The following is a 20,048-nucleotide window of genomic DNA, read 5'->3' on the forward strand; positions in this document are numbered from 1 at the left end:
GCGCGGGTCGAGCGGCGGCCCGGCCGCGGCGAGGTGGACGACGACATGGTGGGCGAGCTGGGGTCCGGCGAGGTGGACGAGGTGACGGTCGACGAGCAGCCGACGGATGCTGCTTCGGTCGAGGAGGGCGCCGACGTCAACGAGGTGCGTCTGCGGGGCCGGGTGGCTGCCGATCCCGTCACGCGCGAGCTGCCCAGCGGCGACCTCCTGGTGAGCCTGCGGATCGTCGTCCGACGCGGCGGTTCACCGTCCGCCGGGACCGCTGCTCCCCCTGGGCGGCGCGCCCCCACGGTCGACGCGATCGACGTGGGCTGCTGGTCGGGGGAGACGGCGGAGCAGGCGGGTTCGTTGGTGCCGGGGCAGGTCGTCGAGGTCGCAGGCTCGCTGCACCGCCGCTTCTGGCGCACCCCCGCCGGGGTGACGTCCCGCTACGAGGTGCGGGCGACCGCGCTGGACGTGCTCCGCGGGACCCCCGTCGAGCCGGACGGACGGGCGCGGCCTACAGTCCAGGCATGACGAATCGACCGAAGACGTTCGACGTCGTGGTGTCCGCCGTGATCCGCAGCGGCCCTCGCGTGCTCCTCAACCGCCGGGAGGGCCAGGACTTCTGGTTCCTGCCCGGCGGCCCCGTCACCCTGGGCGAGTCCGCCAAGTCCGCCCTGCACCGGGACATCCTCGACGAGCTCGGCCTGGAGGCGAAGGTCGCCGACCTGGTCGCGGTGGTGGAGAACGCCTACGAGCTGGACGGCGAGGCCCACCACGAGATCAACCTCGCGTTCGAGGCGCGCGTGGACAAGACGCGCGCCACCGCGCAGGTGCCCGGTCTGGAGTTCCGGTGGTTCGACACCGAGGCGTGCTACGACCTGGACATCCGGCCGCCGAGCCTGGCCCACGTGGTGCGCTACGGCCCCGAGCGCGCCCGCCTGCCGCTGCACTCGCACGGCCTGCAGCGCTGATCGCGGCCGGGCCGACGCGCCGCTCGCTGCGACGCGTCGGCCGTCGTGCGGCAGGATGATGACGCAACCCACCAGGACGGAGCGACCATGTCCCCGCACGCCGCCGACTCCCACGACCTGATCCGCGTCCGGGGTGCGCGGGAGAACAACCTCAAGGACGTCTCGGTCGAGATCCCCAAGCGGCGGCTGACCGTCTTCACCGGGGTGTCCGGGTCGGGCAAGAGCTCGCTGGTCTTCGGCACGATCGCGGCCGAGTCGCAGCGGATGATCAACGAGACCTACTCGTCCTTCGTGCAGGGCTTCATGCCCAGCCTGGCCCGTCCCGACGTGGACCTGCTCGAGGGGCTGACCACGGCGATCCGGGTGGACCAGGAGCGGATGGGCGCCAACCTGCGCTCGACCGTCGGCACCGCCACGGATGCCAACGTGATGCTGCGGATCCTGTTCTCCCGCCTCGGCGACCCGCACGTCGGCTCGCCCCAGGCCTACTCCTTCAACGTGCCGTCGGTCAGCGGTGCGGGGGCGATCACCGTCCAGCGGGGCCCCGACAGGGGCAAGAAGCAGAAGCGCACCTACTCCCTCGTCGGTGGCATGTGCCCGGACTGCGAGGGGACCGGCCAGGTGTCGGACGTCGACCTGACCGCGGTGTACGACGAGAACCTCTCCCTCGCGGGCGGCGCCCTCCTGGTTCCGGGCTACTCGATGGACGGGTGGTACGGCCGGATCTTCTCCGGCTACGGGTTCGACCTGGACAAGCCCGTCAAGGAGTTCACCGCCGCCGAGCTCGCCGACCTGCTCCACAAGGAGCCCACCAAGATCAGGGTCGAGGGCATCAACCTGACCTACGAGGGGATCATCCCGCGGATCCAGAAGTCCATGCTGTCCAAGGATCGTGAGGCCATGCAGCCGCACGTGCGGGCCTTCGTGGACCGGGCCGTGGTCTTCCGGGCCTGCCCGGCCTGCGGTGGCACCCGCCTGGCGCCGCACGCCCTGGCGTCCCGGATCGAGGGGCGCACCATCGCCGACTGCTGCGCGATGCAGATCACCGACCTCGCCGAGTGGGTCCGCGGACTGGACCGCCCCGAGGTGGCGCCGCTGCTCACGGGCCTGACGCACCTGCTGGACGCCTTCGTGGACATCGGGCTGGGCTACCTCTCGCTGGACCGCCCCACCGGCACCCTGTCCGGGGGAGAGTCCCAGCGCACCAAGATGATCCGTCACCTCGGCTCCTCGCTCACCGACGTCACCTATGTCTTCGACGAGCCGTCCGTGGGTCTGCACCCGCACGACATCCGACGGATGAACGAGCTGCTGGTCCGGCTGCGCGACAAGGGCAACACCGTCCTCGTGGTGGAGCACAAGCCGGAGATGATCGAGATCGCCGACCACGTGGTCGATCTCGGCCCGGGGGCGGGATCCGCGGGCGGTCGGATCTGCTTCGAGGGGACCGTCGAGGGGTTGCGGGGGAGCGACACCGTCACCGGGCGGCACCTGGACGACCGGGCCCGGCTCAAGGACGAGGTCCGCGCGGCGACCGGCCGCCTGGAGATCCGCGGGGCGAACGCACACAACCTGCAGGACGTGGACGTCGACGTGCCGCTGGGGGTGCTGTGCGTCGTGACCGGGGTGGCCGGGTCAGGCAAGTCCTCGCTCATCCATGGCTCGCTGGCCGGGCGCGAGGAGGTCGTCGTCATCGACCAGACGCCCATCAAGGGCTCCCGCAGGTCCAACCCCGCGACGTACACCGGTCTGCTGGAGCCGGTCCGCAAGGCCTTCGCCAAGGCCAACGGCGTGAAGCCGGCGCTGTTCTCGGCGAACTCGGAGGGAGCCTGCCCCACCTGCAAGGGCGCGGGCGTGGTCTTCACCGAGCTGGGCTTCATGGACACCGTGTCCGCGCCGTGCGAGGTGTGCGACGCCAAGGGCTTCCAGCCCGAGGTCCTGGAGCACCACCTGGGCGGCAAGGACATCGCCGAGGTCATGGCCCTGTCGGTGACCGAGGCGAGCGCCTTCTTCGCCGCGGGGGAGTCGCGGATCCCCGCCGCGCACAAGATCCTCCAGCGGCTGGATGACGTGGGCCTGGGCTACCTGACCATCGGCCGGCCGCTGACCACCCTGTCCGGTGGTGAGCGGCAGCGACTCAAGCTCGCCTCGCAGATGGGGGAGCAGGCCTCGGTCTACGTGCTGGACGAGCCGACGACCGGTCTGCACCTGGCCGACGTCGAGAACCTGCTCGGGCTGCTCGACCGGCTGGTCGACGACGGGACCTCGGTGGTGGTGATCGAGCACCACCAGGCCGTGATGGCGCACGCGGACCGGATCATCGACCTCGGGCCCGGTGCCGGTCACGACGGCGGGCGTGTCGTCTTCGAGGGGACCCCCGCCGACCTGGTCGCCGGCGCCACCACCCTCACCGGAAGGCACCTGGCGGAGTATGTCGGCGCCTGACGGCGCAGCGCCCCCGGATCCGCCCAGCCTCGTCTTCCCCCGACATTCGCCGACAGTTCACAGGCGCAGCGCCTCTCGCGGGCCGCGGCGCACCACGATGGATGAGCCATGGGCCCCCCGCCGCGGAGCCGTCCGCGACCCCGTGGCACCCGGTCGGGTGGAAGGACACACTCATGCAGGGACGCATCATGGACCCCCAGGGTCGAGGGCTCGGCGGCATCACGGTCACCGACGGGCTGTCGCTGACCCACTCCCGCCCGGACGGGTCCTTCGAGCTCGACGCGCGGGCCGAGGACATCATGCTGATGGGCCTGTCCGGTGCGCACCCGGCTCAGGCCCTGGTGGAGTCGCTCGCGGGCGGCGTGCTGGTCACCGTGACCGGTGAGGCGGGCGAGGACGGCATGCTGATGGACCTGTCGGGCGAACGGTGCCGCTGGTCTCGTGCGCTCATCGCCTGAGGACCGGTTGATAACGCCCGGACAACGCCTGCGGGACCCCCTCCCCAGAGTGGAGATTTCCACCTACAGTGGCATCAAATGACTTTATGGAGTCTTTTCATCACTCTGTGATGGACAGGTGCGACAGGAGGACACCGATGTTCGGACGAGTCACCACTGAGGACGACGAGGGCCTGGGTGGACTGCTGGTCACCGACGGGCACCAGATCACCCACACCCGGGCCGACGGCTCGTTCGAGCTGACCACCCCCGAGGGCGAGCTCATCATGGTGGCCGCGCCAGGCGTCTGTCCGCCGGCGCACCTGCTCGTGGAGGACGCGAACGACGAGCTCGTCGTGGTCCTGCCGGGTCAGCAGGCGCTGCCGGGCATCCTGATGGAGCTGCACCTGGCGACGGCGCTGCCCGGGCGGTCGCAGGAACGGCTGGCGCGCAGGCTCAGCGCCTGAGCGGGTGCGAGGGCCGGCCCGCCGGCCCGATATCGCCGCCCCGGGCGTCACGGGGTGCGCGAGCCCGCCCCGCCGACCGCCGTACCGGTCCGGTTGGCCGCCGCGCCACCGCGGCTTCACCTGCGGCCAGGAGACTGGGAATGCCCGCCGTGAGTCGGTCTTCCTGGTGCGGACGGGCGCCCTCCCATCCCCCGAGGAGCGAGCATGACCGTCACCCGCCGTCAGTTCACGACTGCCATGATCTTCGCCGGAGCCGCGGGTGCCACCGCTCCCGGCTTGTCCGCCCTGGCGACGCCCCGCCCGCAGGACCGCACCGGCCAGCTGGCTCTGCTGTCCGATCCCATGCTGCTCGCCCCACGCCGCACCTCGGTCAGCGTGGTGTGGTTCACCGAGGCCGCAGGCACCCTTGACCTGGTCCTGCTGGGGGAGGGCGTCCGTCGGCTGCGCGCCGCCGACGCCCGTCCCCTCGCCGCCGGGCACCACCGACTGCCGGACATCGCCGTCTTCCCAGCGCGCACGACCGTGCTCAGCCAGACCGCGGAGGACCAGGACTCCGACCTGCCCGCCGACCGCAGGCCGGCCCGCCCCACGCGGCGCGTGGTGCGGCGGCACGAGGCGGTCGTCGGTCCGCTGCGACCCGGGCGCCGCGTGCCCTATCGCGTCGTGTCGATCCGCGGCTCGGAGGTCGCCCTGTCCGCGACATACACCCTCACGCCGGCGCCGGCTCCCGGCGCACCGGTGCGGCTCATGCTCACCAGCGACCACCAGGACAAGGTCAACACCCCGCGCAACCTGGAGACCGCCGCCCGCACCATGGGGGCGCTCGACGCCGTGATCCTCGCCGGGGACCTGGTCAACGTGCCCGACCGGGCGTCGGAGTGGTTCGACTCGCGCAGCGGGAGCGCGTTCTTCCCCGGGCTGCAGGGGCGCGCCCACCGGGCGGACACGTCCGGCCGGGTCAGCACCGGTGCCGCCATCATCCAGAACGTCCCGCTGTGGCCCGCGATCGGCAACCACGAGGTCATGGGCCGCACCGACGGCGCCCCCGGGCTCAACGCGGCCTTCACCGCGGCGGTGCCACGGGCGGTCGCCGATCGCGAGGCACGGACGGTGCCGGCGCGCGGGTCCCGCGAGCGGGCGCGCTGGATCGAGCAGAACTCCTTCAGCTCGCGCACCTACGAGGAGATCTTCGCCTCGCTGCCTGCGTCGCGGACCGGGGGAGTGCGCTACTACGCCACCACGATCGGAGACGTTCGGCTGATCACGCTCTACGTCACGCGGATCTGGCGCGGCACCGAGGCCAGCGCCGATCCGGCCCGGCGCGCGACCAGCAGCCGCTATCACGACGCCACCGCCACCATGGGCAAGCCCCTGGAGCGCGGCTACGGCGAGTTCGTCTTCGAGAGCATCGCGGTGGGCAGCGAGCAGTACCGCTGGCTGGTGCGGGAGCTGGGCAGCCCGGAGCGGGCGGCCTGCCGCTACACGATCGTGCAGCTGCACGAGGGACCGCACGGGCTGGGCGACAACATGATGCCCCACTTCGGCGACCCCGAGCAGATCGAGGAGCGCGACGCGACCGGCGCCGTCGTCGGCATCCGCTACGAGTACCCGGAGCGGGGCAACATGCTCCTGAACGACCTCGCGCCCCTCCTCGAACGCGCCGGCGTGCAGCTCGTCCTCAACGGTCACTCGCACCTGTGGAACCGGTTCGAGGCCCGCAACGGGATCACGCACTACCTCGAGGCGTCCAACACGGGAAACACCTACGGCGCCTACCACGCCACCTCCGGCGCGCGGCGGGCCATGCCTACCGCCCCGTGGGACCTGCGCAGCTACTGGCCGCAGGACGACCCGGGCCGGCTGCAGCCGCAGCGACCCACCAGCGGTGGCGTGGCAGCCGACGACCTCTTCGTGGCGAGCAACGACCACGTGGTCTTCCAGTGCTTCGACTCGGGCACCGGGACGGTCACCTCGTGGATCCACGAGGTCGCCAGGCCGGACGAGGAGCCGCGGGTGCTCGACACCTTCACCCTGCGACCCTCACGGGGCTGACCTGCGACCTCGCGTGACGAGCGCGGGGTGACCACGTCGGCGGGGGAGAAGGACCACCGCCGGGACCATCTGTCCGTATGTCGAGACGCCCGGCGGTCACCGTGACCTGGCGGGGGAGCACCGACCCCGAAGCCGGTCCGCGTCGTCCAGGTCGACGTGGTCGTCGTCCGTGCGCCGTCGGATCAGCCGCGGGATCGGCCTGGCCGCCCAGTGAGGGGCTCGACCAGGACGTCACCGACGAGAGTGGCGCCGGCGGCGTCGTCGACCTCGGCACGGCGGCAGGGATCCAGGGCGGCGACAGGCGGGACGGGGCCGCCGGCTGCACCAGGGTGCACCCGCGTCGCCGAGCCGACAAGGAGGACCATGAACGTCACGGACACCTGAGGCATGCGGCCGCCACGGCCGGACCGACGCGCGCAGCGGCGGTGTCCATGGCACTGGCGTCAAGCGGGGCCGGCGGAGCGGATCGAAGCAGGCGGCACCCCTGACCGCAAACGCCGATAATCTACATTATGTCATTTCGGTGTACGCCAGCCCCGCTCACCGGCGTACACCTATCCCCCTCAGGCCCCCTCGCCATACAGCTTGAGCACCGTGCTGACCGTCGACGCGTGCCACCTGGCGCCGCCCTGCGCCGTCGGGACGCCCTCGGCGTTGAGCTGCTCGGCGATCGCCCGCAGCGACTTGCGCTCGGCGCGCTGGGCCTGGATGCGCTGCACGACCGACTCGTCCACGTTGCGCGGTCGCCCGAGCTGGCCGCCCTGGGCCTTCTTGTGCGCCAGGGCCTCGCGGGTGCGCTGGCCGATGAGGTCGCGCTCGTACTGCGCCGCGCAGGCCAGGATGGAGGTGGTGAACCGACCTGCCGGGTCGGTGGTGTCGATGGCCGGCGAGAGCATCACCAGGTCCCAGCCGTGCTCGCCGGCTCGCGCCAGCACGGCACTGAGACCGGAGACGGATCGCGTCAACCGGTCCAGCCGGGTGACCATCAGGGCGGTGGCTTCCCCGGCATCGAGCCTGGTCAGAGCCTCGCGAAGCCCTGGCCGCTGGTCGTCCGTGCCCGAGATGCCTTCGTCGGCGAGGATCTCCAGGCGCCAGCCGCGACGGGCCGCGTCGGCCTCGAGCAGGGCGCGCTGGGTGTCCAGGCTGAGGCCGTTGACGGCCTGGTCGACGGTGGAGACGCGGACATAACCGAGGGCGAGGCGGGACTCCCCCGCACGAGAGGTGCTCACTCCCCTAGTGTACAACAAACGGTCCTTGGATGTACATCTGAGGGTCTGACTACGCCCTCGGGCCTGCCGCCTGGGTCCGCAAGGTGGCAGAAACCCCTGCCAGGTAGGCACGTTCAGGCGCCGTCGCCTGCACCTCGCGGGTGTCCACCAACTTCACGACCTCGTCCACGAGCTCGGCGACCTGGCCCGCGGCGCGTGCGTCGAGCACCCCCTGCGCAGGGCGGTCCTCGGGCGGGTTGCCGGTCATGGCGCGCAGCCTATCCCCCGTTGTCGCTCCGCAGAGGTGCGACGCGACGACACAGCGTTGCCGGCACGAGGTGTCAGCGCTGCTTCCGCAGCGCCTTCACGACCGCCTTGCCGACGTCCGCCGCGCTCTGCGGGTTCTGCCCCGTGATCAGGAAGCCGTCGCGGACGACCTTGCTGGTGAAGGGGATCCGCGCCTTCACGTACTTCGCGCCCAGGGCCTGCAACTGCTCGTCGAGCCGGAACGGCACGGCGTCCTGACGCCCGGCGAGCTTCTCCTCGGGCCAGGAGAATCCGGTGACCTTGCGCCCGGCGATCATCGGCGTGCCGTCCGCGTCGCGGGCCGCGAGCAACCCTGCAGGGCCGTGGCAGACGGCCGAGACGACCTTGCCGGCCGCCGCCATCGCCACGAGCACCCGGCCGAGCGTCTCGCTGCCCGGGAAGTCGAACATCACGCCGTGGCCACCGGTGAGGTAGACCGCGTCGTAGTCCTCCGGGTCGACCTCGTCGATGCCCGGCGTGTCGTCCAGGAGAGCCATGAAGGACGGATCGGCGTACCGCTCCCCCGTGCCGCCCGAGCGCAGCATCAGGGTGGACAGGCTCTCCGGGTCGAGCGGGACCTGGCCGCCGTCGATGCTGACGACGTCGACCTGGTGCCCGGCCTCGGTGAGCACGTCGTAGAAGTGGGTCAGCTCGCCGAGCCACAGGCCGGTGCGGTAGCCCTTGTCGGCATACCGGGTCGTGCTGGTGACGACGGCGAGGACGCGGCGGGGGGTGGTGCGACGGGCCATGAGGACTCCTGCGGATGACGGGGCCGGTGCGCATACCCGGAAAAGAGGCAGGCATGCCCTGCCCGGCCGTACGAGCCGCGACCCTCGGCCGCCGGTCAGTCGGGGTGGGCGGCGTACTGCTGCTCCAGGACCGGCATGATCACGGCGGTGCGGTAGGCCGTGCCGGCCTCGGAGGGGTGGACCCCGTCTACCAGGTAGGTCGACTCCCCCGCCGCCATCGCGGCGTACCACGGGACGATCGCGTCCGGGATCCGCGAGGCCCGGACCTGCTCGTTGATGGTGCGGGAGTGGGCGAGCTCGACGGCGCGCATCCGTGCCGAGGCCGCTCGGGTGTGGTGCCGGTAGACCTCCACGAACACGAGGGCGGTGGCCGGCCCCGTCACGGCGCGCACCGCGGCCAGGTCCCGCCACACCTGCATCGGCTCGCTGTTGGCGGGCTCGAGCGAGGGGTAGGTGACCGCGGCGTCGTTGGTGCCCAGCGCGAAGAGCAGGACCCGAGGCCGGTTGGCGGTGGAGCGCAGCCGCGCGAGGAGCCGCTCGGTGGCGGGCGTCGTGGGGATGGACGACTGGGCGTCGACCGCCAGCGTGGTGCCGATCCGCGGACCGATCTGCTCGGCGAGGGACCGGGCCGTCCACACCGTGATCGAGTCGCCGTAGGCCCACACCTCGGCGCGCTCGAAGGCCTCGTCGTCGGAGCGGATCCGGACCTGCCGCAGCCAAGGATGGGTGCACCTGGCGCTCAATGGGGCCAGCTCGTCGTCCGTCGTCGGGCCGGCCGGGTCCGCCGAGGGCAGCCCGGCGCACCCCGCGGCCAGGCCGAGCGTCGACCCGGCGACGAGGAGCCTGCGGACGGCGTGTGTGCGGCCTCGGCAGGCGCGGGCCCTGCGGGGGTCTCGGGGTCGGTGCCACACGCCGCTACTCTCCCGCGTCCCGGTCCGTCCGGCGACCCGGATCAACCGGGGTGCGACGCGAACTGCCGCCTGAGGACCGGCCTGATCAGCGCGGTCCGCAGCGCGACCCCCGCCGGGGTGGGGTGGACCCCGTCGGTGAGGTACCTGCGCTCGTCCCTGGCCACGGCGGCGTACCACGGCACGATCGCGTCCGGGATCCGCGACCTGCGGGCCTGGGCGTTGACGAGCCGGGCGTTGGCCATCTCGATCGCTCGAACCCGGTCGGTGGGGGCATGGCGACGGTCGAGATAGACGTCGACGAAGATGATCGCCGTCCGCGGCCCGAGCGCCCGCCGGACCGCGGCCAGGTCCCGCCACACCTCGCCGGGTCGGCTGTTGGGCACGGCGAGAGAGGGGTAGAGCACCGGCGCGTCGTTGGTGCCGAGGGCGAAGACGAGCACCCGGGGGCGGTTCCTGGTGTGCTGCAAGCGGTCCAGCAGCCGCTCCGTGGCGGGGGTGGTGGGGATCGAGTTCTGCGCGTCCACCGCCAGGCTCGTGCGCAGCTGTGGGGCGACCTGGTTGCCGAGGCTCGCCGCCGTCCCGACCGTGATCGAGTCGCCGTAGGCCCAGACCTCCGCGCTCTCGAACCGGGCCTGGTCCGACACCAGGCGCCGCTGGGCCACCCAGTTGTGAGTGGTGTTGCGGCTCAACGGAGCCAGTCCCCCGGCCACGGTGCTCAGGACGGCGATCCGGACCGAGGCGGCAGGTGCGGCGGGCCGGGGCGCGGCCGGGGCGACCGTGGAGGCGGCGGTCAGCAGGGCGGCGGTCAGCAGGGCGGCGGTCAGCAGGGCGACGATACCCATCATGGAGTCCTCTCAGGCCTGGTGCGTGCGGTACTGCCGCGTGAGGACCGGCATCATCACCGAGGCGCGGTAGGCCGCCCCGGCGGTCGTGGTGTGGACCCCGTCGAGGAGGTAGCGCTTCTCGTCGTGTGCCATCGCGTCGTACCAGGGGACGATCGCGTCGGGGATCCGCGACCTGCGGGCCTGGGCGTTGACGAGCCGGGCGTTGGCGAGCTCGACCCGGCGCACGGTGTCGTTCGGCGCCCAACGTCGGTTGGCGTAGACCTCTACGAAGACGATCGAGGTCCGGGCGCCGATCGCCCGGCGCACGGCGGCCAGGTCCTTCCAGACGTCCTGCGGGCGGCTGTTGAACGGTGCCAACCCCGGGTAGGTGACAGGGACGTCGTTGGTGCCCAGGGCGAAGACGAGCACGCGCGGGCGGTTCCTGGTGCGTCGCAGTCGGTCCAGCAGCCGCTCCGTGGCGGGGGTGGTGGGTATGGCCACCTGGGCGTCGACCGCCATGTTGCTGCCCAGCTCGGGGCCGACCCGGGCAGCCAGGTTGCGTGCCGACCGCACGGTGATCGAGTCGCCGTAGACCCAGACCTCGGAGCGCTCGAACCGGGCGTCGTCCGACAGCAGCCGTTCCAGACCGACCCACGACCGGGCGCTGGCGGGCGACAGCGGCGCCAGGACGCCGGTCCCAGTGGTGAGCGCGGCGATCCTCGCGACCGGTGGGGGTGGAGGTGGAGCGGGCAGCGACGGCCCGACCTCCAGGGAAGCCGCCCAGGCGGCAGCGACGACAGCAGCGATCAACCTCATACGACTTCCCCCCGGTCACCTGGTCTGGAACCTCCTGCGAGACTACGGAAAGTGATAGGCTCCTCAGCTTGCTCGTCAAATGATCACCTGAACAGCCCAGCAATCGCCGGCGTGCCAGCACGCCGGCGAGATCCAACGGACGACCCCAGCGGCGACGTCACCACCCTCACGCAGGGGTGTCCCCGACCGGCGGTGGCTACGCTCGCCGGGTGGTGACTCCCGTGATGCAGGGCTGGGCCAGGCGGGTCGCCTCCCGGGAGGGTGGCGGGCTGCGGCGTCCGCTCGGTGCGGACGCGCGAGGGGATCTTGAGGTGACCTGGGTGCGCACCGGGGGACGGTCGCGAACCCCGGTGGTGGTGCTGCCGGGTGGGCCGGGGATGGCGTCCGTGCTGCCCTACGCGACCTTCCGGCGGCGGGCAGCCGGGCAGGGCCTGGACGTGATCATGGTCGAGCATCGAGGTGTGGGCCTGTCCGGGCGGACGACCGAGGGCGCCGCGATCCCCCGCGCGGCGATCACGGTGGAGGCGGCGGCCGACGACACGGCGGCGATCCTCGCCCACCTGGGCGTGCAGCGGGCGGTCGTGGTCGGCTCGTCGTACGGCACCTATCTCGCCCAGGCCGTCGCCGTCCGCCACCCCCACCTGGTCCAGGCCCTGGTGCTCGACTCCCCCATCCTGTCCGTGGTGGACGACCTGGCCGCCACCCGGTCATACCGGCGCGAGCTCTTGTGGGACGGGCGTGTGCCGCAGACCGCAGACGTGGCCGCGCTGGTGCGCCAGGTCGCGGGGGCGGGCGAGCCGATGGCGGCCCTGTCCCACGTCGTCCAGGTGACCTACGAGCTCGCCGGGCCGCAGGCGCTCGCCGCGCTGCTGCGGGGCCGGCTGGACGGGCGCCTGGGGTGGGTCTGGGACCGACTGTCCCGGTTGGGGATCGACGAGATCGACGAGGGTGGACTGCCGTGCTGGATAGAGCCCGCCCCGGTCGCCGGCATCGCCTTCGGACAGCTCGGCTACGGGCTGCCTCCGGACGGCGGACCGCTGGACCCGCAGCTCGCGTTCCAGGAGGCGGCGGCCCGCCAGCCGGTCTTCGCCGGCGAGCCGCTCGACCTGGTCGCCGAGGTCCCGCACTATGCCTGGCCCACCGTCGTGGTCACCGGGGACCGGGACCTGTGCACACCCCCGCCGATCGCCGAGCGCCTCGTCGACCTGGCGCCGGGCGGCGTCCTCGCCCGCCTGACCGACACCGGGCACGGTGCCCTCGACAGCCACCAGCTGGCCCTGATCGACGTGGTCCGCGCGGTCCGAGACGGCCGCACCGAGCACCTGGACGAGACCTCCCGGGCCTGGAACGCGCTGTCGCGCAAGGGGATCTCGGGCCAGGCGGGGTCGCTGGTCGAGCGACTGGTGCGCGAGCTCGGCCGTCCCTGAGGGCCCGCTCAGGGCCAGATGCGCATCGCGGTGACCCACAGCGCGAAGGACATGGTCAGACAGGCCAGGGCCAGCGTGATCCGGACCGGGCGATCCACGCCGGGCCACCGCACCGCGACCCACGCGGCACCGGTGTGCGCCGCTGCCAGCACGTGCACGAATGCCGTCTCGTCCATCGTCAGCCCCCGATCCGGGCCGCCGGTCGGGGCCCGTGACCGTACAACTACTTCACGTAGTTGATGGTGACAACCAGTAAGCGCCGACATCTCGGGCGCAGCGGGACACCGCGGACGCACGTTCGCCCGGGTGGCGGACGCCGCTGCCCACATACGGCCGGAGCCACCTGGTGCCTGCCATGACTCAGAGGCCGGTGTGACGTCAGCAATGGTCGCCATGAGCATGCCCCGCCGCGCACAGCCCACCTGACCGCTCGCGACGCCCCATCATGGGGACATGACCTCGTCCACGAGCGCCCCTGACCTGTCGACCTTCTCCCGAGCCGGGCTGACCTTCGACGTGCAGGACGGCGGTCCGCGGGACGGCGCCGTCGTGGTGCTGCTGCACGGCTTCCCGCAGGACTCCTCCTGCTGGGACCTGGTGGCGCCCCGCCTGCACGACGCCGGTCTGCGCACCCTGGCGCCGGACCAGCGGGGCTACTCCCCCGGCGCGTCCCCCCGGGAGGTGTCGGCCTATCGCGGCACCGAGCTCGTGGCCGACGTCCTCGCCCTCGTGGACGCCGCGGGCGCGCAGCGGGTGCACCTGGTGGGGCACGACTGGGGCGGCGCCGTCGCCTGGCTGGTCGCGCAGCGGGCGCCGCACCGGCTGGCCTCCCTCACCGTCCTGTCCACCCCGCACCCCGCCGCGCTCGCCCTCGCCCTGCGGACGCCGGACCAGCTGCGCAAGAGCTGGTACATCGGCGCCTTCCAGGTGCCGCGCGTGCCCGAGCTCGTGCTGTCCCGGCGGATGACGAGCTTCCTGACGGGTGCCGGACTTCCGGCCGAGGTCGCGCAGCGCTACGCCCGCAGGTTCGCGACCCCGGCGAGCCTGCGCGGCCCGATCGGCTGGTATCGCGCCACCACGCTCGCGCGCCCCGCCCGCCCGCGCTCCGGGGCCGCGGGCGGTGCCGGAGCCGTCGGGGGCGACGGCCGGATCACCGTGCCGACCACCTATGTCTGGGGCTCGCAGGACGTGGCCCTCGGGCGCGGCGCCGCGGAGGCCACCGGGCGGTCCGTCGACGCGCCCTATCTCTTCGTCGAGCTCGACGCCTCCCACTGGCTCCCCGAGAGCGAGCCGCAGGAGGTCGCCGACGCGATCCTGGACCGGGTGGCGCGCAGCCGCGGGAGCATCAGCTGACGGCGACCAGCACGGCCAGCACGGTCCGCGACAGGATCGCGTCGCCCTGCTCGCCCGTCAGCGGTATGCCGGCGAGCAGACGCACCGGGATCTGCACGTCCGCGGCGCTCGCGAGGTGGTGCAGCATCCGGCGCTCCCCCACCACGGTGAGCGGCGTCCCCGGGGCCGGGGTGGCGGCGTGGGCGATCACCGCGACGCCGGTGCTCGTGAGATCCGGCGCGGCCGAGGTCAGCTCGTCATGGAGCCCGGCGCCGTCGAGGGTCACCTGCTCACCGACGGCGGCGGTCGCCATACGGCCGGTCAGCGGGGCATAGGACAGCACGGGCTCACTCATCGCGCAGCCACTCCCGGGCCACGGCGACCGAGCCGATCGCGGCACCCGTCTCGTCGGTGACGACGGCGAAGGTCATCACGACGTACACCGACGAGCCGTCGGGACGGATCGCCTTGGTGCGCCGGGGCGCTCCGTCGCTCGCCAGGCGTCCGGCCGCCATCGCCGCCGCGAACCCACGGTCGTGCAGGGGCCGCAACCGCTCCGGGATCATCGCGGCCACGTCCTGGCCGATCATGTCCGCCGCCCGGTGGCCGAAGAGCCGCTCGCTGGCGGGGTTCCAGGCCCGGACCAGGCCGTCCCGGTCGATCACGATCACGGCGTCGCCCGCGGCCTCGAGGGCGCGGGCGAGCAAGGGGCTGGGCGCGTCAGTCATGCCTCTGACCGTAGTCCCCCTGCTCCGACCGCTCGCCGCGGTGTCGCTCGACGAGCGCCTCCAGCCGCCGCATCTCCGGGGTCATCCCGAAGGGGGCGGAGAGGATCACCTCCCCGTCCGGACAGGTGATGGTGACCAGCCCGCCTCGGCGGGTGACCGAGACCAGGTCGGCGACCGGGACCACCAGCGTGCTGCGCAGGTAGCGGCACCGCAGCTCGCCGTGGGTCACCATCGCCTCCTGCGGACGAAGATCCGCCAGGACCAGGAAGAGTCCCACCAACATGCACGTTCCGAGCAGAAGCACCCCGGCCCCCGGCAGGTTGCCGTGCCGCAGCGCAGCGACCGCGCAGGCGACCCCGGGCACACCCGGCACGGCCGCGATCAGCAGCGGCAGGGCGACGAGGCCGGGCCCGAGGGTCAGGTAGAAGCTCTCCTTGCCCGTGGTCCTGGTCATGCCACCGAGCCTAGGCCGGGGCTCCGCGTCGTCGGCGGGCGACCAGGGCCAGGTCGCGGGTCAGCGGGCCTGCGGGTCAGGCTGGTGGATGCCGAGCACGTTGCCCTCGGTGTCGAGGTAGTAGCCCTGCCAGGCCATCCCGGGCAGCGCGTACTTCGCCAGGGCGACCTGGCCGCCGCCGTCCAGGATGCGCTTCTCGACCGCGTCGAAGTCGTCGACGCCCATCGTCAGGACGGCGCCGCGCACCGGGGAGTCGACGGCAGGAGCGGGACCCTGCCGCTGCATGAGCGCCCCGTTGATCCCCGAGGTCCCCTCCGGACCGGTGGCACACCCGGCGTACGGCGCGCCGGCGAACGCGCTCCAGTCCTGGAACTGCCAGCCGAAGCACTCGCCGTAGAACTTCTTGGCTCGCTCCAGGTCGTCGACGTGGATCTCGAAGTGCACCGGGCGGGAGGGCATCTCGGCCTGCTCTCTGGGCGGGGGTCGGGTCGGCCCCGATCCTGCCGGACACACGCAGTGCTCGCAGCGGGACGCATCGTTACGAGGAGTCCCGCCGCGATCGGCTCAGCCCTCGTCGGGCATCTCGATCTCACCGAGCTCGTCCCAGCCCTCGCCGTCCCTCTCCACGGAGATGATCCTGGGCCGGGAGGCCGCATAGGCCCCCTGCTCCTTCATCGCCTTGGCGAAGTGCTCGGACCGCACGTGCGCGGCGCCCGCCTCGGCGTCGCGGAAGGCCTCGAGGAGGACGTACTCGTTCGGGCGCTCCAGCGAGCGGGACCACTCGAACCACAGGCAGCCCGGCTCGGCGCGGCACGCCTGCGTGAACTCCCGCGTCAGCTCGGGGAACTGGTCGGCGTACTCGGGCTTGACGTCCCACTTGACGGTGATGGCGATCATGGCGGCTCCTTGCTCGGGAAGACAGCGGACGGTCTGAGGTGCGCGAGGCGCCACCCTCGCTCCCTGACTATCACGGCGGGGCGGCGCCGTGCGGCCGAGCGCTGCTCCAGGTGGGTGCAGTCCCACGCGCACCAGTAGCCCATCCGACACGGATGGATACGTTGAGTGACGACAAGCCCTCGACTCCCAACCGCTCCTGGAGCCCCCGTGATCACCCGTCGCACCCTCGTCAGCGGTCTCGCCGCCGGCGCCGCCACCCTCGTCTCCTCCGTCACGGCCCGCGCGGGCGAGGCCCCCTGGCGCCCTGCGGCGCAGTTCCTCCAGCCGGTGACCCGCCTCGTGCCGGCCACGGGCGGGGTCGCGTTGAGCAAGGGCTGGTGCGGGACCAAGGTGTCGCTGGTCCAGCGGGCGGTGGGACTCGCTCCCCGTCACGAGGTGTACGACGACACCACGCGCTGGCGCGTCCTGACCTTCCAGCGCCGCACGGGCCTGCCGGCCACCGGCATCGTCGACGTGCGCACCTGGGCTGCGCTGCGCACCGGCCAGCCGTGGACGATCGACGCCTGGCGTCCGTCGATCGCGGTGCCCGCCAACGCCACGCGCAGCCAGCGCGTCGAGGCCATGATCCGGTATGCCGTCGCCCAGCAGGGATCGCCCTACACCTGGGGCGGCGCCGGGCCCAAGGCCCTCGGGCACGACTGCTCGGGCCTGGTGCTGGCCGCGCTCGCGGCCGCGGGCATCGACCCCCAGCCGATCACGGTGACCAGGCACCAGTCGCCGGGCTACGTCACGACCCAGGCGCTCTACACCGCGCGGTTCGAGCACGTGCCCGTCGCCCGGCGGCAGCGCGGCGACCTCGTCTTCTGGACCGGGCCGGACGGCATCACCAACCACGTCGCGATCTACCTGGGCGCCGGCCGGATGGTCGAGGCGAGCGGCTCCGCGGGCAGGACCCGCGTCGCGAACCTGCGCTTCAGCTCGCCCGGACACCGTCTCGCCCCGGTCGCCGTGCGCCCCTTCACGACCCGGGCCCGGTGACGTCGGGTCGACAAACCCGTTGCCCCACAGCACCTCGGCTGCCAGGGTGAACGCCATGGTCGACGTCTCCACCACCGCACCCGAGCCTGAGCTCCCCTCTCGCGACGAGCTGCTCGCCCGCTACGACGCCCAGCTGCGCGACGAGCTCGCCTCGGCGGACGTGCAGGAGCCGCACGGCCCGGTGACCTGGGGCGTCTACCGCGGCGGGCGCGGGTTCGTGACCTATCGCGATCTCGGCGGTCTGGACGTCGCGGGCATCGAGCAGCTCGTCGAGGAGACCTTCCGGCCGTATGCCGACGATCCGTCGATCTCCCGCGTGGAGTGGAAGACGCGCGGCCACGACCACGCGCCCGGGCTCCACGACGCGCTGGTGGCACGGGGATTCGTGCCGGGCGAGCCGGAATCCGTGATGGTGGGGCCCGCCGCGCCCCTCACGGACGCCCCGGTGCCGGAGGGAATCTCCGTGCGCCGGGTGACCTCGCCGGACGACGTCGAGGCGATGTGCGCGTGCGCCGAGGAGGGCTTCGGCGAGGGCCTGCCCGGGATGGCGCAGGCCCTGCTGCACCGGCTCTGCCTGGACGACGGCATGGAGCTGTGGGTGGCCGAGGCAGACGGACGCATGGTGGGCACGGGCCGGCTGGAGCCCGTCGCGGGGACGGACTTCGCCGGGCTGTGGGGTGGCACGACCGTGCCCGCGTGGCGGGGGCGCGGCGTCTATCGCGCGCTGCTCGCGGCCCGCGCCCGCTCGGCCCTGCAGCGCAGGCACACCCTGCTGCAGAGCGACTCGACGGAGGACTCGCGGCCGATCCTGGAGCGGTCGGGCTTCGTGCGCATCACCACGACGACGCCGTACGAGTGGCACCGACCCTGAGCAGAGCCGGGCCGAGCCGCGAGATGATGGTCTGGTGCCTCCTCGCTCGCCGCTGCCGCCCCGCCACGGGCTCCAGGCGGCGTGGGTGCGCACCCCCGACCGGGACCGGACCCCCGACCCGGCGCCGACGACGATGCGGGAGTGGCTGCGGCACAAGCTCCCTCGCGAGGTCGACGTCGAGCAGATGCTGGCCGCAGGGCGATTCGTCGACGACGACGGACGGCCGTGGACCGGGGACGAGCCCTACCGCCCGCACACCTTCGTGTGGTTCCACCGCGACCTGCGCGAGGAGCCCGAGGTGCCAGGGGAGCTCACGGTCCTGCACCAGGACGAGCGGATCGTCGTCGTGGACAAGCCGCACTTCTTGTCGAGCATCCCGCGCGGCCGGCACGTCACCCAGTCGGTCGTCGTGCGGGCCGGCCGGATGCTGGACCTGCCCGAGCTCGGGCCCGCCCACCGCCTGGACCGGCTCACCGCCGGCGTCCTGCTGCTCACCACCGAGCAGCGCTGGCGAGCGCCCTACCAGCAGATGTTCGAGCGGCGGGTGCCCCGCAAGATCTACGAGGCGATCGCGGCGTACCGCCCGGGCCTGGCGCTGCCCCTCGTCGTGCGCAGCCACCTCGTCAAGGACCGCGGCGTCCTGACCGCCCGGGAGATCCCCGACGCCGAGCCCAACGCCGAGACGCTGGTCGAGATGGTCGAGGTGCGAAGGTCGTTCGCGCGCTACCGCCTGTCCCCGCGCACCGGCCGCACCCACCAGCTGCGCGTGCACCTGCACTCCCTGGGGATCCCGATCGTCGGAGACCCGCTCTATCCGCTGGTGCTCCCGGACGCCGTCGACGACGTCGCCGACCCGCTGCGGCTGCTCGCGCGGCGCCTGGACTTCGTCGACCCGGTCGACGGCACCGAGCGATCCTTCACCAGCAGGCAGCAGCTGGCCTGGCCGGACGCCTAGCCTGACCCCATGCAGTGCGACTACGTCGACGCGGGCCGGTGCCACTCGTGCACCCTCATGGGGGTGCCCTATGCCGACCAGCTCGCCGACCTGCAGCGCGCGGTCGCGAGCATCCTGGGCACGCACGTCGAGGAGGGCGCCTGGCTGCCCCCGATCGCCTCGCCCGAGAGCGGGTTCCGCAACAAGGCCAAGCTCGCTGTCGGCGGCACCACGGCCGCACCGACCTTCGGGATCCTCGACGGCGACCTACGCGGGGTCGACCTGCGCCGCTGCGGTCTGTACGAGCCCGGGCTGCACGACGCGGTGCTGCGGCTGGCCGAGGCGGTCCCCGAGATCGGGTTGCAGCCGTATGACGCCGCCGCGCGGCAGGGCGAGCTCAAGCACCTGCTCGTCACCGCCTCCCCCGCGGGTGAGCTCATGGTCCGCGTCGTCCTGCGCTCGACCAACCAGCTCGGGCGGGTGCGCCGCTCGCTGCCGCTGCTGCAGGAGCGGCTGCCCGGGCTGCGGGTGCTGTCGGTCAACCTGCAGCCCGCCCACGCGGCCGTGCTCGAGGGCGACGAGGAGGTCGTGCTCACGGACGCGGACACCCTGCCGATGCCGGTGGCCGACGTGGTGCTGCACCTGGGCACCCGCAGCTTCTTCCAGACCAGCACGCCGATGGCCGACGCGCTCTACCGCCAGGCCGGCGACTGGATCCAGGCGGCCGCCCCGCGGCGGATGTGGGACCTGTACTGCGGGGTGGGTGGATTCGCGCTGCACGCGGCGCACCGGGCCCGCGCCGCGAGTCGCGAGCTCGACGTCCTCGGCATCGAGGTGTCGCCCGAGGCCATCCGCTCCGCCCGTCGGTCGGCCGCCGAGCTCGGTCTGGGCGCAGCGCGATTCGTGGACGGCGACGCGAGATCCCTCGCCGCGCACGAGGACTCGCGCCCGGACCTGGTCGTCGTCAACCCGCCGCGACGGGGCATCGGTGCCGACCTGGCCCGGCAGCTCGACGCCGGTCCAGCGGGCACGGTGGTCTACTCCAGCTGCAACCCGGTCACCCTCGCCCGGGACCTGGACGCGATGCCTGGGATGCGGGTGACGGCCGCCCGCACGGTGGACATGTTCCCGCAGACCAGGCACGCCGAGGTGCTGGTGCTGCTGACCCGCCGCTGAGGCCCCCCGCCTGCGAGGAT

At 72.9% G+C, this 20,048-nt stretch carries 24 protein-coding genes; 12 read left to right on the forward strand and 12 right to left on the reverse strand.

Annotation, left to right across the window (positions count from 1 at the left end; all coding sequences use genetic code 11):
* The first annotated feature begins 45 nt into the window (after window positions 1–45).
* From ACK2IS_RS08815 to ACK2IS_RS08840, 6 genes are all read left to right on the forward strand, one after another.
* Entirely contained in the window at window positions 46–516 is a 471-nt protein-coding gene (locus ACK2IS_RS08815) for a single-stranded DNA-binding protein (RefSeq protein ID WP_409482972.1), read from the forward strand.
* Window positions 513–956, forward strand: a complete 444-nt coding sequence (locus ACK2IS_RS08820) for an NUDIX domain-containing protein (protein WP_409482973.1) — start codon at window positions 513–515, stop codon at window positions 954–956. The genes ACK2IS_RS08815 and ACK2IS_RS08820 overlap by 4 nt, the downstream gene beginning before the upstream one ends.
* Window positions 957–1,043: 87 nt before the next feature.
* On the forward strand, window positions 1,044–3,401 hold the full coding sequence (locus tag ACK2IS_RS08825; protein ID WP_409482974.1) for an ATP-binding cassette domain-containing protein: 2,358 nt from the start codon (window positions 1,044–1,046) through the stop codon (window positions 3,399–3,401).
* Between the two features lie 173 nt (window positions 3,402–3,574).
* Window positions 3,575–3,859, forward strand: a complete 285-nt coding sequence (locus tag ACK2IS_RS08830) for a hypothetical protein (protein WP_409482975.1) — start codon at window positions 3,575–3,577, stop codon at window positions 3,857–3,859.
* Between the two features lie 137 nt (window positions 3,860–3,996).
* Window positions 3,997–4,305 (forward strand): hypothetical protein, encoded by a 309-nt coding sequence (locus tag ACK2IS_RS08835; protein ID WP_409482976.1) that lies wholly within the window; start codon window positions 3,997–3,999, stop codon window positions 4,303–4,305.
* A gap of 204 nt (window positions 4,306–4,509) precedes the next feature.
* On the forward strand, window positions 4,510–6,357 hold the full coding sequence (locus ACK2IS_RS08840) for a metallophosphoesterase family protein (RefSeq protein WP_409482977.1): 1,848 nt from the start codon (window positions 4,510–4,512) through the stop codon (window positions 6,355–6,357).
* Between the two features lie 563 nt (window positions 6,358–6,920).
* Here ACK2IS_RS08840 and ACK2IS_RS08845 read toward each other — a convergent pair.
* The 6 genes from ACK2IS_RS08845 to ACK2IS_RS08870 form a co-directional block, all read right to left on the reverse strand.
* A complete protein-coding gene (locus tag ACK2IS_RS08845; RefSeq protein WP_409482978.1) occupies window positions 6,921–7,586 on the reverse strand; it encodes a recombinase family protein in 666 nt (221 codons plus the stop codon).
* Between the two features lie 49 nt (window positions 7,587–7,635).
* Window positions 7,636–7,833 (reverse strand): hypothetical protein, encoded by a 198-nt coding sequence (locus ACK2IS_RS08850; RefSeq protein WP_409482979.1) that lies wholly within the window; start codon window positions 7,831–7,833, stop codon window positions 7,636–7,638.
* A gap of 73 nt (window positions 7,834–7,906) precedes the next feature.
* Complete coding sequence (locus ACK2IS_RS08855) at window positions 7,907–8,620, reverse strand: type 1 glutamine amidotransferase domain-containing protein (RefSeq protein ID WP_409482980.1); 714 nt, start codon at window positions 8,618–8,620, stop codon at window positions 7,907–7,909.
* 95 nt (window positions 8,621–8,715) lie between these two features.
* The gene (locus tag ACK2IS_RS08860) at window positions 8,716–9,531 is read right to left on the reverse strand and encodes an SGNH/GDSL hydrolase family protein (RefSeq protein WP_409482981.1); all 816 of its coding nucleotides are present in this window, start codon (window positions 9,529–9,531) and stop codon (window positions 8,716–8,718) included.
* A gap of 41 nt (window positions 9,532–9,572) precedes the next feature.
* The gene (locus tag ACK2IS_RS08865) at window positions 9,573–10,376 is read right to left on the reverse strand and encodes an SGNH/GDSL hydrolase family protein (protein ID WP_409482982.1); all 804 of its coding nucleotides are present in this window, start codon (window positions 10,374–10,376) and stop codon (window positions 9,573–9,575) included.
* Window positions 10,377–10,385: 9 nt separating this feature from the next.
* Complete coding sequence (locus ACK2IS_RS08870) at window positions 10,386–11,171, reverse strand: GDSL-type esterase/lipase family protein (RefSeq protein ID WP_409482983.1); 786 nt, start codon at window positions 11,169–11,171, stop codon at window positions 10,386–10,388.
* A gap of 209 nt (window positions 11,172–11,380) precedes the next feature.
* Between ACK2IS_RS08870 and ACK2IS_RS08875 the strand changes: the two genes are divergently transcribed.
* Entirely contained in the window at window positions 11,381–12,598 is a 1,218-nt protein-coding gene (locus tag ACK2IS_RS08875) for an alpha/beta fold hydrolase (protein ID WP_409482984.1), read from the forward strand.
* An 8-nt stretch (window positions 12,599–12,606) separates the two neighbouring features.
* On the opposite strand, the gene ACK2IS_RS08880 is transcribed toward ACK2IS_RS08875, so the two are convergent.
* Window positions 12,607–12,774, reverse strand: a complete 168-nt coding sequence (locus ACK2IS_RS08880; protein ID WP_409482985.1) for a hypothetical protein — start codon at window positions 12,772–12,774, stop codon at window positions 12,607–12,609.
* Between the two features lie 277 nt (window positions 12,775–13,051).
* Between ACK2IS_RS08880 and ACK2IS_RS08885 the strand changes: the two genes are divergently transcribed.
* Window positions 13,052–13,951 (forward strand): alpha/beta fold hydrolase, encoded by a 900-nt coding sequence (locus ACK2IS_RS08885; RefSeq protein WP_409482986.1) that lies wholly within the window; start codon window positions 13,052–13,054, stop codon window positions 13,949–13,951.
* Here the strand turns inward: ACK2IS_RS08885 and ACK2IS_RS08890 are convergent.
* The 5 genes from ACK2IS_RS08890 to ACK2IS_RS08910 form a co-directional block, all read right to left on the reverse strand.
* Window positions 13,944–14,285, reverse strand: coding sequence for a hypothetical protein (locus ACK2IS_RS08890; protein ID WP_409482987.1), 342 nt, complete (start codon window positions 14,283–14,285; stop codon window positions 13,944–13,946). The genes ACK2IS_RS08885 and ACK2IS_RS08890 overlap by 8 nt on opposite strands.
* Window positions 14,278–14,658 (reverse strand): PAS domain S-box protein, encoded by a 381-nt coding sequence (locus ACK2IS_RS08895; protein WP_409482988.1) that lies wholly within the window; start codon window positions 14,656–14,658, stop codon window positions 14,278–14,280. Before ACK2IS_RS08895 ends, ACK2IS_RS08890 begins: the two co-directional genes overlap by 8 nt.
* Entirely contained in the window at window positions 14,651–15,112 is a 462-nt protein-coding gene (locus tag ACK2IS_RS08900; RefSeq protein ID WP_409482989.1) for a hypothetical protein, read from the reverse strand. The genes ACK2IS_RS08895 and ACK2IS_RS08900 overlap by 8 nt, the downstream gene beginning before the upstream one ends.
* Before the next feature lie 60 nt (window positions 15,113–15,172).
* Window positions 15,173–15,571 carry a VOC family protein gene (locus tag ACK2IS_RS08905; RefSeq protein ID WP_409482990.1) on the reverse strand — a complete coding sequence of 133 codons (399 nt, stop codon included), beginning with the start codon at window positions 15,569–15,571 and terminating at the stop codon, window positions 15,173–15,175.
* A gap of 105 nt (window positions 15,572–15,676) precedes the next feature.
* Window positions 15,677–16,009 carry a putative quinol monooxygenase gene (locus tag ACK2IS_RS08910; RefSeq protein WP_409482991.1) on the reverse strand — a complete coding sequence of 111 codons (333 nt, stop codon included), beginning with the start codon at window positions 16,007–16,009 and terminating at the stop codon, window positions 15,677–15,679.
* Window positions 16,010–16,216: 207 nt separating this feature from the next.
* Here ACK2IS_RS08910 and ACK2IS_RS08915 point away from each other — a divergent pair, with 207 nt between their 5' ends.
* The 4 genes from ACK2IS_RS08915 to ACK2IS_RS08930 are packed head-to-tail and all read left to right on the forward strand — an operon-like array spanning window position 16,217 to window position 20,028.
* Window positions 16,217–17,047 carry an NlpC/P60 family protein gene (locus tag ACK2IS_RS08915; protein WP_409482992.1) on the forward strand — a complete coding sequence of 277 codons (831 nt, stop codon included), beginning with the start codon at window positions 16,217–16,219 and terminating at the stop codon, window positions 17,045–17,047.
* Window positions 17,048–17,102: 55 nt separating this feature from the next.
* Complete coding sequence (locus ACK2IS_RS08920) at window positions 17,103–17,918, forward strand: GNAT family N-acetyltransferase (protein ID WP_409482993.1); 816 nt, start codon at window positions 17,103–17,105, stop codon at window positions 17,916–17,918.
* A 34-nt stretch (window positions 17,919–17,952) separates the two neighbouring features.
* Window positions 17,953–18,873 (forward strand): pseudouridine synthase, encoded by a 921-nt coding sequence (locus tag ACK2IS_RS08925; RefSeq protein WP_409482994.1) that lies wholly within the window; start codon window positions 17,953–17,955, stop codon window positions 18,871–18,873.
* Window positions 18,874–18,882: 9 nt separating this feature from the next.
* Window positions 18,883–20,028, forward strand: a complete 1,146-nt coding sequence (locus ACK2IS_RS08930) for a methyltransferase domain-containing protein (protein ID WP_409482995.1) — start codon at window positions 18,883–18,885, stop codon at window positions 20,026–20,028.
* Window positions 20,029–20,048 lie beyond the last annotated feature (20 nt).

Origin of the sequence: Arsenicicoccus dermatophilus, assembly GCF_046267915.1 — a bacterium.
GTDB classification, from domain to species: Bacteria; Actinomycetota; Actinomycetes; order Actinomycetales; family Dermatophilaceae; genus Arsenicicoccus; species Arsenicicoccus dermatophilus_A.

Coding starts and splice junctions, on each gene's coding strand:
- ACK2IS_RS08880 (WP_409482985.1), bottom strand. CDS start 12,774: ATGGACGAGACGGCATTCGTGCACGTGCTGGCAGCGGCGCACACCGGT.
- ACK2IS_RS08825 (WP_409482974.1), top strand. CDS start 1,044: ATGTCCCCGCACGCCGCCGACTCCCACGACCTGATCCGCGTCCGGGGT.
- ACK2IS_RS08850 (WP_409482979.1), bottom strand. CDS start 7,833: ATGACCGGCAACCCGCCCGAGGACCGCCCTGCGCAGGGGGTGCTCGAC.
- ACK2IS_RS08835 (WP_409482976.1), top strand. CDS start 3,997: ATGTTCGGACGAGTCACCACTGAGGACGACGAGGGCCTGGGTGGACTG.
- ACK2IS_RS08885 (WP_409482986.1), top strand. CDS start 13,052: ATGACCTCGTCCACGAGCGCCCCTGACCTGTCGACCTTCTCCCGAGCC.
- ACK2IS_RS08840 (WP_409482977.1), top strand. CDS start 4,510: ATGACCGTCACCCGCCGTCAGTTCACGACTGCCATGATCTTCGCCGGA.
- ACK2IS_RS08905 (WP_409482990.1), bottom strand. CDS start 15,571: ATGCCCTCCCGCCCGGTGCACTTCGAGATCCACGTCGACGACCTGGAG.
- ACK2IS_RS08855 (WP_409482980.1), bottom strand. CDS start 8,620: ATGGCCCGTCGCACCACCCCCCGCCGCGTCCTCGCCGTCGTCACCAGC.
- ACK2IS_RS08815 (WP_409482972.1), top strand. CDS start 46: ATGGTGGGCGAGCTGGGGTCCGGCGAGGTGGACGAGGTGACGGTCGAC.
- ACK2IS_RS08870 (WP_409482983.1), bottom strand. CDS start 11,171: ATGAGGTTGATCGCTGCTGTCGTCGCTGCCGCCTGGGCGGCTTCCCTG.
- ACK2IS_RS08820 (WP_409482973.1), top strand. CDS start 513: ATGACGAATCGACCGAAGACGTTCGACGTCGTGGTGTCCGCCGTGATC.
- ACK2IS_RS08910 (WP_409482991.1), bottom strand. CDS start 16,009: ATGATCGCCATCACCGTCAAGTGGGACGTCAAGCCCGAGTACGCCGAC.
- ACK2IS_RS08900 (WP_409482989.1), bottom strand. CDS start 15,112: ATGACCAGGACCACGGGCAAGGAGAGCTTCTACCTGACCCTCGGGCCC.
- ACK2IS_RS08895 (WP_409482988.1), bottom strand. CDS start 14,658: ATGACTGACGCGCCCAGCCCCTTGCTCGCCCGCGCCCTCGAGGCCGCG.
- ACK2IS_RS08865 (WP_409482982.1), bottom strand. CDS start 10,376: ATGATGGGTATCGTCGCCCTGCTGACCGCCGCCCTGCTGACCGCCGCC.
- ACK2IS_RS08930 (WP_409482995.1), top strand. CDS start 18,883: ATGCAGTGCGACTACGTCGACGCGGGCCGGTGCCACTCGTGCACCCTC.
- ACK2IS_RS08920 (WP_409482993.1), top strand. CDS start 17,103: ATGGTCGACGTCTCCACCACCGCACCCGAGCCTGAGCTCCCCTCTCGC.
- ACK2IS_RS08890 (WP_409482987.1), bottom strand. CDS start 14,285: ATGAGTGAGCCCGTGCTGTCCTATGCCCCGCTGACCGGCCGTATGGCG.
- ACK2IS_RS08830 (WP_409482975.1), top strand. CDS start 3,575: ATGCAGGGACGCATCATGGACCCCCAGGGTCGAGGGCTCGGCGGCATC.